The organism is Synechococcus sp. BIOS-E4-1 (genome assembly GCF_014279995.1).
Lineage (GTDB): Bacteria > Cyanobacteriota > Cyanobacteriia > PCC-6307 > Cyanobiaceae > Synechococcus_C.
Window position 1 is genome coordinate 1310992 of sequence record NZ_CP047935.1, and the last position, 12452, is coordinate 1323443.

The 12452-nt window shown below is 49.2% G+C and carries 8 protein-coding genes and 1 pseudogene; 6 read left to right on the forward strand and 3 right to left on the reverse strand.

Annotated features, from left to right (window positions below; translation table 11 throughout):
- The 5 genes and pseudogenes from SynBIOSE41_RS06890 to SynBIOSE41_RS06910 form a co-directional block, all read left to right on the forward strand.
- A pseudogene (locus SynBIOSE41_RS06890) lies at nucleotides 1-542 on the forward strand (hypothetical protein); the annotation flags it as partial.
- A gap of 1422 nt (nucleotides 543-1964) precedes the next feature.
- A complete protein-coding gene (locus tag SynBIOSE41_RS06895; protein WP_186540151.1) occupies nucleotides 1965-2234 on the forward strand; it encodes a Nif11-like leader peptide family natural product precursor in 270 nt (89 codons plus the stop codon).
- A 677-nt stretch (nucleotides 2235-2911) separates the two neighbouring features.
- Nucleotides 2912-3229, forward strand: coding sequence for a Nif11-like leader peptide family natural product precursor (locus tag SynBIOSE41_RS06900; protein ID WP_186540152.1), 318 nt, complete (start codon nucleotides 2912-2914; stop codon nucleotides 3227-3229).
- A gap of 884 nt (nucleotides 3230-4113) precedes the next feature.
- Nucleotides 4114-4416: a Nif11-like leader peptide family natural product precursor gene (locus SynBIOSE41_RS06905; RefSeq protein WP_186540153.1), complete on the forward strand. Its 303-nt coding sequence runs from the start codon at nucleotides 4114-4116 to the stop codon at nucleotides 4414-4416.
- A gap of 311 nt (nucleotides 4417-4727) precedes the next feature.
- Nucleotides 4728-4985 (forward strand): Nif11-like leader peptide family natural product precursor, encoded by a 258-nt coding sequence (locus SynBIOSE41_RS06910; protein ID WP_186540154.1) that lies wholly within the window; start codon nucleotides 4728-4730, stop codon nucleotides 4983-4985.
- 257 nt (nucleotides 4986-5242) lie between these two features.
- Here SynBIOSE41_RS06910 and SynBIOSE41_RS06915 read toward each other — a convergent pair whose 3' ends face one another.
- The 3 genes from SynBIOSE41_RS06915 to SynBIOSE41_RS18045 form a co-directional block, all read right to left on the reverse strand.
- A complete protein-coding gene (locus tag SynBIOSE41_RS06915) occupies nucleotides 5243-6622 on the reverse strand; it encodes a SagB family peptide dehydrogenase (protein ID WP_186540155.1) in 1380 nt (459 codons plus the stop codon).
- 1 nt (nucleotide 6623) lies between these two features.
- Nucleotides 6624-8900, reverse strand: a complete 2277-nt coding sequence (locus SynBIOSE41_RS06920; RefSeq protein ID WP_186540156.1) for a TOMM precursor leader peptide-binding protein — start codon at nucleotides 8898-8900, stop codon at nucleotides 6624-6626.
- A 512-nt stretch (nucleotides 8901-9412) separates the two neighbouring features.
- Nucleotides 9413-9775 (reverse strand): DUF1214 domain-containing protein, encoded by a 363-nt coding sequence (locus SynBIOSE41_RS18045; protein WP_255475991.1) that lies wholly within the window; start codon nucleotides 9773-9775, stop codon nucleotides 9413-9415.
- Between the two features lie 959 nt (nucleotides 9776-10734).
- Between SynBIOSE41_RS18045 and SynBIOSE41_RS06930 the strand changes: the two genes are divergently transcribed.
- A partial coding sequence (locus tag SynBIOSE41_RS06930) for an Ig-like domain-containing protein (protein ID WP_222930590.1) occupies nucleotides 10735-12452 on the forward strand: 1718 nt, incomplete at its 3' end.

Consider the following 12452-nt stretch of genomic DNA (forward strand, 5'->3'; position numbering starts at 1 on the left):
ATAATGGCAATGATCATTTTATCGTCTTTGATTCGCAAGACAGTCAATTCCTCGGAGGCAAAGGCAGCGACTTCTTTGAAGTCAAAGGGGGCACAGACAATTTTTTCCTTGGTTCAATTGGTGAAGATACTTTTAAAGTAAGTGCAGGCAAAAGTCATATTTCTGGTGGCGATGACAATGACACTTTCGAAGTCCTTGGTGCTATTGAGGGTACTTTTATCAACGGCAACCGCGGCAATGACCTAATCACTGGGGTGGCTGCTGGTGTCATCTACAGGGGAGGCAAGGATGATGATGTCCTGGCGGTCAGCCAGGGTGATGCTTGGGGAGATCAAGGCTTTGATACCTTCCTAGGCGTTTCAGGCGATGGATATGCGTTGATTCAGGACTACACCGTTGGAGAAGACAAAATTGATCTTTCAATGGTTCAAGGTGGGAACTGGACAAATAGCGAAAATGGCTTGATGTACACAGATTCCTCTGGTGATCAAATCATGCTACTTGTTGGAATCAAGAATACGGAGCAGGTGACACTGATGTAAAGTTCAAACTACGATTAATTATTGAGAATCAAAATTGATTGCATCAGTGTTGCAGATTATGGCTCTTGGAATTTAAGCATTTGCAGAGTTGCTTGATCATTTCGCTCGTTCTCGAAGTGCTTTTTGCATTTCTTCTCGAACGTTTGCCTTGATGCCATCGACGGTTATCTCTGTCGAAAGTCGGTCTGTCATGCGATCACTCTCAGTTGCACATAACTCTGACCAGTTGCACAAAAATCCAGGGATAACTCAGGGATCAACCCCTCAAATCCACTGCAATGAGGCACTCAAGATTGGCAGCAGCGGCCACCAGGGCCAGCTCTGGTCCTCAGATTGGATGCTGCTTGAAGCCACTCAGTTGAAGTTCAGTACTCACGATTCTGACTAGAGGTGGTCCGTGCAGCGCCTGATGCTGTTGCTGCAATTGCGAAAGCATAGGGATTCATGACTTCTGCTGATGTCTTAAAGAATGCTCAACCACTGCTTTCTGCAGAGGATCTAGAAGGTGTGCCTGGTGGATTGCGGTGTGGCTGGACTACTGGTTTTGAGCCTATTTTAATATTGCTCTTCACCTGATACCTCTTAATTCTTATGGGCCTGGGGAGCCTCCCTTAAAACAACAAGCCTGTCATAATTACAACTCTTACATACTCAAATCTATGCATTGACAGGGGCTGCTCATCTCTTCAGATACACCCAAAAACTCGCGGGCCAGATTTCAATAGCTGGCATAATTGAGCAGTGATGATTAGCCAAATACGTTTGCGCAAACCGTTACTATAGTTAGTTGACAGCCCTGCCACTCATGTCCGAAGAAAAACTCAAAGCCTTGCTTGTCAAGATTCAAGCAGATGCAAACATTCAAGCCAGATTGTAAGAAGCCATGTCACCTGATGACCTTGTTACTATCGCCAAGGAATATGGACATAACTTCAGTTCGGAGCATATCGAGTAACTCAACCATTAAGACTTGGAAGCCATTCAAGGTGGTTTAAATCTTTGCGCCAGTATATTCTGAGGTTGACAAATTTCTTGAATCCCAAAACTCCAAAAACTGACGACGATGGCGAGATGTTGGAGATTAATGGTGTGGTGATAAAGGTGTTACCGCATTGGGTGGATGTACGGAATAAACGGATACTGAAAACTGTGCGTTTTTGTTGGGTCTATAGAAGGTGCGATTCGGCGGATGGTGTGACGTGATGAATCAATGGAAGTATTGAAGGGGGAAGCGAGGTTATGGCCTAATGCTGGGGTGTTAAAGGGCGTGAGTGATGAAACGGAAGACAAGGTGAGCAAGGCTGCTGCAGCGGTGTATTGAACTATTGGTGTTGATGAGATCCATGTGAGCCAACACAAACAGAGGAGGCGGGCGGCTGGAAGACCGACCGTTGCTATGGTTATTAAACAGTACTGATACCCATGTCAGAAGCACAACTCAAAGCTTTCCTTCAAAAAGTCAATGGCGATGCCAACATTCAGGAGAAACTAAAAGCGGCTAAATCGCCGGAGGAAGTTGTGAAAATCGCGGAAGAAACCGGTTATGAATTTACAGTTGATCAACTTTCAGCAAATGTATTATTGAGCGAGGACGAGTTGAAGGATGTGGCTGGTGGGTACACCTGCGGGAAAAATGGTCTACCCCCAATGACTGGCGTGGCAACAATGCCGTCAGGCTTCGTTGACGATTAATTGAGAACCTAAAGTGTCTCACTAATAGTACCTCAAGCACTTCAGTTTATCCCGCAAGTAATGAATTCAGCCTAAAAGCATCCATCAATCTCAAAAGCGCACAGACATGCTTCCAATACCAGTCACAAAGAAATGGTTAGCCCACAGCATATCGAGTAATCACTGAACATCTCCGACAGATTTCCTTGCACTATACTAATTGATAAAAACAACACCAGAACAACCAGCAAAGAGCAAAGGCGACACCAATTTTCAAGAGAAACTCAAAGTTGATGCTATTAATGAAGAAGTGGCTGCAATCTCTAACGAGGTTAAGTTGAGTAGCTGTATAAAAAAACCAGACACGTAGAATTAATCGGATCTATCAGTATTAGAAGAAAAACTGGAAGAAGCGGCTACATATACACTCGTATAATTGATTTTTTATTGACTCCCTCCATAACAACCACCAGAACGTTTTTGCAATGCCAATCCATAAAATTGGGCATTGGCACTAAAAAAGTCGTAATTGAATAAATTCTGCCGAAGCGGTCCTCGCACGGTCTCCGCAGCCTCAGGCAATTTTTATGTCTTCAATTGGCCACACAAGCCTGCAAATCAGCATTGAGCGCTTAGTACAATTGAACTATAACGCTTCAGCTGAACGTTGCTAAGGTCGGCAAAGAGTCGTCGTATCAATGTCAGAAGAACAACTCAAAGCTTTTCTAGAACAGGTGAAAGACAATGTTGATCTCAGAAAAAAAATTGAAGCAGCTAATAGTATTGACGCAATTGTCACAATTGCCAAGCAAACAGGATTCTTAATCACCGCAGAAGAAGTTAAGAGTGTACCAACTTTTTACAACGCGTTATCTCAACAGGAAATGGAAGGTACTACTGGCGGCGGCTCTTGTGGAGGTCTATTCTGCAATTCTCAAAATTACTCGAAGGAAGGCACCTCCTGCGGTGGTGCAGGGGGGATAGAGTCGTGCTTCAAAACTTCAGCTTGCTATTAACTCTCGAAAAGGGTTACTGATCGCGCAACAATCACAATTCCTTTAATTTGGAAAAGCCACGAACATCATTGATGATTGAAAGAAAAAACTCTGCACCCAATTATTAGCTTCTATCATTAGCTTCCACCAATTTACCTAGTTTACGCTAAGGAATGACACATAAAAAGAACGATCTAAAATAACTCAAGGCCTTGACAGACGTACCAAAACAACATTAATAGACGTCACTATCACCATCGACAAACACCTAAAATCTTGGATGTTTGGACGCAACAACAAAGCTCCATACCTTTTGCATAATTGTTCATTGCCGAAGCAATCCGCTGGATAAGCTTCTGTCGATACTTACAAGCAATCTACGCCCTATAAACAAACACGTCACAAACCTCTTGTATTCGAAAATTTCTGACCTACAACAGAAGCGATTACCTTGCCAAAAAAGGTAATAACATTTTCACTTTTTCACGACAATCTCACAATAAAAGCAGAAGAGTGTGCCAAAACATCAATTGAAAAGATTTGCCTGCAATGGAGAGACATTTGTTCATCAAAGCTTGATATAAATTAAGATGAATAATCTTTAGTCCAAGACGAGTCATATCCATCAATATCGGTTTTGGCACTGCAGTAATGGCAACAGTTCTTCCTTACTTTGAAAGATCTCTCTCTAAAAAAATGAGATTACTCGAGATATTCATCCTCAATCACGTGCTCGGACCGTAACAAATGAGCTCACTGCGGCTTGGACATTGACCGGACATGCTTCGAAAGCATCAAAACGCTCAGCAATCAAGAGAACAGGCAAAAACAGAAAAAAACACTAAGAGAAGCGATGGGAAGGGGATTTATGATCACAATAATAAATATTTGAAAGATTTCAGCCAATGTCTGAAGAACAACTTAAGGCGTTTTGGAATGCAGTACAGGCTGATGCTGGTCTCCAAAAACAATTGAGGAGCGCAGGCACTCCTGATGATCTCATCGAGCTTGCAAAAAATGCAGGGTACAAGGTCTCAGAGGCCGACTTGAAGCAAGCTCAAATCGATTTATCGGAGGAAGAGCTGGAACAGGGTGTTGCAGGGGGCCAGGCGGTCAACACTGGTGTCGGCTATTGCTGCAACTGTGGATGCACAATGCCACCACAATGCGGTCGTGTAGGCATAGGTGGCTTTGAGGGAGAGAAATAAAATATTGTTTCAATGTCCATTCAAGGCAGCATTAGAATCAAACTACACATAACGGGCTAATCCATTTCAATTGTAAGCAGCATAGTAAAGAACTTTTTAATAAGTAAATAAATACTTCCTTTGGGTCAATACTGGATATAAACAATTACTGCTCGTTTCCATTAGATAATTTGATTTCCACGCTTATAGCTATTACGTCACACAGTTCGCGATCAAACAAAATGCGGTTGCTGCCAGCAAAATGTTCTATAGCTGGCGTTGCCACAACAACCCCGAGACTGCCATAATCGAATCAGATACAATTTAATTAGATGTCAAACGAACAACTCAGGTCTTTTCTTTCCAAAGCCAAAACAGACGCATCGCTCCATAGCAAACTTCAGGGAGCGAAAAGCACTGAAGAGGTGATCGGCATCGCGAAAGAGTGTGGTCATGATTTTTCAGCTGACAGCATCGATCGAACTGAACTCAGTGATCAAGACCTAGAGGGAGTGTCTGGAGGAACAATTTCGGTGCTTGTCAAGGGTCGCGAAGAATGCGGGGGTTTCAATCCAAATAAATTGAAATAATAAGCGAATTATCAAACAACGTTGAACTTGACGTTATACAGTCACAGTGATTAACAATTTGCTCAAGAAGTGAATCACCACTTTTTGAGCCAATAAAATGGATTTATAACCAAAAGCTTTTTCCAGACCTTTTCATAGATTCAGCTTTCATTGCCAACATCATGCAGATTCAATTTGTAGCGAAATGGCAATCATTCATCATTATCTGGCGCCACAGTAAAGTTGCAATTTTACCCGCTTTTCAATTCAAAGAATCACTACCGCCCTGAGAGCATGAATTCTGCAACGGCAGGAACGCTGTAGGGATTCATCTTCGTCGCCCGCGCAAACAGCTCCGAATCGCCCGCCCCCAGCCCACAGGGAGCAAGATCCAGCGCTGTCGCTACCAGATAGAGCTGCTGCATGATTACGCCAGCATGCTTAAGGATCAGCGCATAAGGAATACCTTCATATTTCCAACTCACCCGGCCATAGCGGGCCGCCAGATGCACAAGCATGTCTGGCTTCTCTGAACTGCCTGAGGATCGGCAGGCCAGTTGCAGCAGCTGTTCACAGACAGTGTTCAGCCGATCAAGCCGCAGCAGCTGGTGAGCAAGGCTGTCGTATCGATAGAGACCTGGTTCCACCCCCTTGCAGCGGCGGATGGTGAGAAAGGCATCAATCTCCTGCAAAGCACCACCACAGGCCACAGGCCTAGAACCAGTCTCATAGGCCTTGGGCGTTTGCGCATAGGCCTGTGTCGACCTGCGAATGCGCAACGATGCCCAGAGCAGTCGGCCCAGCTGCTCAATGGTGATGGGCTCTTGACCCGGTTGACGAATTGAATCCCTGCGCTCCAGCACGTTGAAGAAACCAGGATCCGGCTCGTCGACATCCGGCCTCGGCAGGTCGATGCGATCGGCCAGGGGCATATCAGCCTGCAGTGGCGGCGCTGGCTCGACAGTCTCACCTGGAAACGTCGCCCCGATCAACTCCTGATGCCAGCCCTGCCTCGATCGGTGATGAAAGGCAAGATCTTCTCTTGACCAGCGCTGGCTGTCCGCATCGCGGTCACAGCTGAGCTGACCATCGTCATCAACAACACCCACCACTCCGGCGGTGAACAACAGCTCCAGCAGATCGTCACTGTGCTGCAGCAGATCATTCGGCAGGCAGGCTGTCCAGTCTTGGGACGGCAAAGGTGCTGCGAGATCCCAGATCAGCGAAGTCAGTCGACGATCCTGCAACAGCAAACGGCTACCACGCAGTGGCACCTCAAGCTGCAGACCGTGACGAGTTGGCGTGATCTGAAGATGCTTTGACCACATCATCCTGAAGAGATCAGCGGGAGGATGCTGACGCTTCAGTTGGGCGCAAGAGGGCTCAAGGATCAGGACAGGCATCTGGTTGGCAAAGACTGAAAGGCTGATCCAACCCCGTTGCTCCAGCTGGAGAATCTGGATGAACTGATCCAGGGAACTCTCCTGCATCAGCTCTCCCAGCACTCCACCACCCGCACCAAGCCACTCCAGCAAATCCTGCAGGGATTCCGATTCATGGCTGCAGCGCAAACATCGAAACCCTCTGTCGAGCAGGAGAAGATCAGCTCCATCACGCTGTCGCTCGACGCCCTGCTTCAGTTTTAGGAGCAGGGTCATCTCAAATAAACATGGGCATGGGGTTGAGTTCCTCTTCGCGCAGAGGACGATCCAGCAAGCCAAGCTGCACGGGCACGTCATAGAGGCGTCCAGGAGCAAAACGAGCCCAGAAATGCCGTAAACCAGGGACCACCACCTTCACCACCGGCAGGCCTACCAATGGCCTGGTCTGATTCAGCACCAGCACCTCCAGTCCCTTGGCCTCGAGACAACGGCAACAGTGCTGGATGTCCAGTAAGAGATCACCGCTGTGATGATCGCGGAGCTGATCAGGGCGCCGCAGCGGCTGATCCGGATCGGGCTGAAGGTAACGCTGGTTCGCCAGCGTCGCCGTTTTCAGCCACTGAAGCGTCTCGCCATCACCGAGAGCGTCATCAGCGCTGTCGAGATCCGCATCGGCGATGCCGAGCATCTGGTTCATCTCGGCCAGCGAACGTTGCACAGCCATGCGTGGATCAACATGGCAGCCAAAACCAAATAAAATACGCTCGGTTTCACCTTCCACGAGACGCGACAGAGCCACCACGCAGCTAATCCCAAGGTCAGCAGTGATATCCAGTGCCCAGACCTCGCGGCCGTTGGAGCGATACTCCTCGATCAGATCCATGATCCAGCGATCGCCGGATTCGATCAGGTCAATTCCTGGCCGCTGCAGGCGGTTGTACCACCAGATGGCAATGGAATCTCGCTCCACCACCTCCAGCAGACCCTGAAGAACCGCTTCCTCCAGCGTGTTACCCGCGGCGTTGCCGTTGGAGCATCCCATGGCGATCCATGGCTCATCTGAATCATGGCGACCCATCACCAGCAGTTGACTGGGGAGATAACAACGACGCTCCTGACTGAGCGACCAGATCGGCGTCCAGTCGACATCCAGGTCAGGATCAAGCGGTTCAGTCACCCTGTTGAAGCGGCTGCCGAGGGCGTTCAGACGCTCCCTCTGAGCGAACTGCCGTTCACTGAGTCTCATCACCGTATTGGGGTGAATCACAGCGTCGCCATAGCGTTCACGCATGGCGTGGTAGCTGCCTCGCTCACGCACAATGCCTGGATGGTTTTCACCGCTGTAACGCTCGAGCGCTTCACCAAGAGCACTGGCGCGGGCCTGAAGTTCCGTCGCCCCTTTGCCAGCGGCGCAACTGCGCAGGTTGCGGCGAAGATCGTCCAGTGTCTCAATCTGCTGAGCGCTGTTCCGCCCAGCCACCACCACGTGGGCAGAGATCAGCGGACTGTCAACGGGGCGCAGTTCCGACACGATGCCTGTGATCGGACTGATCAACGAATCGAAACGCGCCAACGTCTCCGCTGGTGAGACATGGCGATGGCCACCGTCCTCTTGGAAGCGCACTTCACAGGACTGGAGATGCACCGGCTGAAAGTGTGGATTCGACGGCTCGCCACAGACATCACAGCAAGGGTCAACCACCAGTGCATGCGATCGGCTGTTGTAAGTGGCGAGATCGAAACTGATCACCTGACCAGCAGTTGCCGGAGACGCAGCCGCCAGAATTCGGCCCACTTCAAGAGCAGCCAGTCTTGCCATCAGAGCAACCGCACCCGGTGCTATCGACGGCGGTGGCGTCAGACGATCCGAATCTTTTCTGAGACTGCTGGCGAACCGTTCAACACTGGACTGACGCCTCAGCAACCGGCTGAGGCAGGCCTGACAACCGGGGTGTTCGGGATCGAAGGATGGACCCAGCCAGAGCTCGCGTCCACGGGGACGCATCAACAACCACCTTCGACCTGTCTTGTGAAACTGCGTATTGAGGTGATCCAGGTCGGAATTGAGGTAGTGATCGCTCACCACAACCACCAGATCAGCATCGGAGTGATCGGGGATGACCTGTAGACCTGTGTCAGCAAGAGCCTGCTTCAGCACCTGAGTCACAGCTTCATCCCAACCGCTGCCAAGCAGGTGAAGGGCAACCTTCGATGCGCGGATGAGCCTCACCGCCTGCTCGGGATCCACGCCAAGCTCCGACCAGAACGCTGCCTCAGCCGAAGTGAGCGTCGAGATCCCCTCACAGAGGTAGCCCTTCGCCTGAAGGGAAATCAAGGTGAAGTAGACCTCCGCGGCAGAAAAGTCTGGCTGAAGTTCGGCCGTGATCTGCTCTGGCTGTCGGGTGCCATCGAGCAACGGAATCAGCCGCTCATACAACGGGCCATAGAACGCGCGGGCACCACCCTCTTTGAGCAACAACACACCCCTGCCAGGCAGTGTGAGGGCCTCAAACCCAGGCTTCAGCTGAGGTGGTGGTGTCTCGGACAAATTCAAACAACTATCCCAATAGGAAAGTTAGGGAGAACAGAAGCTGCCAGCCTCAAACCACGACAAGCCTCAATAATGATCTGCCTCTGCAGTGATGAACAACACTCTGGGGTTCTACCGAGTCTGAGCTCTTCCAATCAAACAACCTCTTCAAAAAAAGCCCCTGGTCAAACCAGGGGCTTTTTTCGTGATGCTCGCAGAGATAAAGACAATCACTGACGGCAACGACTTGCTCACAATCACGACCACTTGCACAACAAATCAGAGACAGCTCAGGGATCACCCCCCTAAAACCATTACAAGCACTTGCTCCTTAGTGGCAGCAGCGGCCACCAAGGCCAGCGCTGATCAGCAGGATTCACACCAGCCCCAGCCATCATGCTCCCCATCAATGCAGTGATTCTGCATAGGAATAGATCAGGCCAGGGGGAAAGCACCAACCGCGGCACAGAACAGCACCACTCTCTGCGCAAGTGGTGCGTTTGTCTGTATGCATTTACAGCGTGATAATTGTCTTGCTATTTAACTGATTCGAAGTCGCCTGGCATCCAGGTTTTTTCGAACCATGGTTCAAGCGGTCCATAGAGACGAAGGATCGCGTTGTATCCCTTGCCGGGCATGGTCTGCACCCAATTGCCTTCTTGTCCTTCCGGTGCCTTGGGGCCGAAGTAAACGGTCGCAGACCCACCATCATTCAGTTTCACGCCTTTTGAGTTGCTATCCAAACCACCGGCAAACTGATCGGTCTCGAGGATCGAACGAGTCTGATTGTCGTAGACCATGAAGGACCAGAAGTCTTTGGCCGGAATCGGCGCTGGCAACGTCACCTTGTAGGTCATCGCTCCATTCAGAGGCACGCCATTGCCATCAGTGGTTGTCATCGCATAGACCGAACCCTTTCCAACCATTGGCTTGACCATCATCGGGGTGCTGCCCGTGGCGTAGTAGTAAAAGATCAGGCGATCATCTAATACTCGCTCGCCATTGTTGAGAAACTCATGGCTCCCTCCTCCAGCCAGAGGTGAATACCACTGACGCTTCCCCGGGTAGAAGCAAACCTCTTGATTGCGAGGGCTGAATACGACGGTCCGGGCATAGGCATTGGCGATGGTGGACAGGGCTTATAGAAACTGAATATTTACTACTCCCGCCACGAGCGGGGTTTTTTATTGCCTTCTGTCATGGGTCATTCCAACTGTCCAGCTAACGCCTCATCAGCAACACCGTTCTGTGCTTAATGCCTTTGAGCAAAGCCCTTGCTTGATTTGATTGAGTGAGCAGTTGAAGGGATGCCTATCGAGGAGACACAGCAGATTTCTTCCTTCCCATCCAACTGACTATTGGATGATGACGCAACATTCAAGGGTGCCACTCTGTCCGGAGAGTGGCTTTTTATTGCCTGACTGCACCTGTGAGCAACATCACTGCACTGCTTGATGGTGGTCATCACCTCAGCCATTGATTCGAGAGATGGTGTGTTCATCGGGGGAAACACCTCCACCACACCTTCAAATCAATGAGAAACATCGAACCCAATCTCATTAACTTACAGCTATTTCTGATGGTGATACTTACATTGAATATGAATTAATTATTGCTGTAGATTCATGTCCAGCAAATAATCAAACGTCAAAAGTATGAGGATGTAAGTGGAATCGTCTTGACTGTAATTATTACAATGTTAGTTGTCAGATTTTATTCTAATTCATGGAAGCTGTTTAGAATTTCTATGAGCAAATAGTCATCGTTAAAGGCATAGAATCTGCTTCACTGAATTATTGCTATTAGTGGCGTAAACTGGAAAAATGAGTATCATTCAAAGCATATAAAACTGCCTCCGATGACTTTTCCATTACAAGCAGGTGGTACTAGTAATGCCAATGGAGCTGCCATCAGCTTTCTGAGTGATGGTAGCTCCATTGTTACTGGCGATTTCGGCGGAACAGCGACCTTCGGCAACACCACTCTCACCAGTGCTGGTGGTGATGATGTCTTTATTGCCAAGCTCGACGCTAATGGCAACTATGTCTGGGTCAAGCAAGCTGGTGGCACTAGCGGGGACGGTGCAAATGGCATTAGCTCCCTGAGTGATGGCAGCTCCATTGTCACTGGCTATTTCAACGGAACAGCGACCTTTGGCAGCACCACTCTCACCAGTGCTGGTCTTAATGATGTCTTTATTGCCAAGCTCGACGCTAATGGCGAATTTGTCTGGGCCAAGCAAGCTGGTGGCACTAGCGGGGACTACGCAACTGCCATCAGTTCCCTGAGTGATGGCAGCTCTATAGTCACTGGCAATTTCCTGGGAACAGCGTCCTTTGGTAGCACCACTCTCACCAGTGCTGGAATGGATCAGTGGGAATACCATGGTGATGGCTTTATTGCCAAGCTCGACGCTAATGGCAACTACGTCTGGGCCAAGCAAGTTGTTGGTACTAGCGGTGACAACGCAGTTGGTGTCAGCTCCCTGAGTAATGGTAGCTCCATTGTCACTGGCTATTTCCAGGGAACAGCGACCTTTGGCAGCACCACCCTTAGCAGTGCTGGGAATGATGATGATGATGTCTTTATTGCCGCGCTTGATTCCAATGGCAATTGGATCTCTGCGATCGACACCACAAGACCAACGATTGTCATCAGCTCTGATGTCTCATCATTAAAAGCAGGCGAAACTGCGACCCCTACATTCATGCTTTCTGAATCATCAAGCGACTTTGTTGCTTCTGATGTGACGGTCACTGGTGGCACGCTCTCAAGCTTCTCTGGTTCAGGCACGACTTACACAGCAACTTTTACGCCAACAGCAGATAGCACTACAAACGGTGTGATCTCTGTTGCATCAAGCAAATTCTCTGACGCTGCAGGCAATACCAATAACGACGGATCTGATTCAAATAACACTGTCACTCTCACTGTTGATACCGTCAGGCCCACCATTGCCATCAGCTCTGACGCCACATCACTGAAGGCAGGCGAAACAGCAACCATCAGATACCTACTCTCAGAATCCTCCTCCAATTTCGTTCAATCCGACGTCACTGTTTCTGGTGGTGCACTCTCTAACTGGAACGCGGCATCCTCAACCTCCTACTCCTCCACATTTACTGCCTCGAGCAACAGTGCTGCTGACGGTGTGATCTCTGTTGCTAATTCTAAGTTCTCAGATGCTGCAGGTAATTTCAATAACGACGGTTCTGATGCCAATAACACCGTCACCATAGCCAATCTGAATGATGCCCCAACGGGATCGGTGACGATCAGCGGAACAGCAAAGCAAGGAGAAACGTTAACGGCAGCGAATTCGTTGGCTGATGTTGATGGCCTCGGCACGATTGCCTATGGCTGGAAGCGAGCTGGAACTGCAATTAGTGGTGCAACTTCTGCTAATTACACGCTTGTTCAAGCAGATGTTGGTTCAGCGATCAGCGTCACTGCCTCCTACACCGACGGAGCAGGAACAGCTGAAAGTAAGACGTCAAACGCAACATCAGCTGTTGCCAATGTCAATGATCTGCCAACAGGTTCAGTCACCATCAGCGGCACGCCAACACAAGGGCA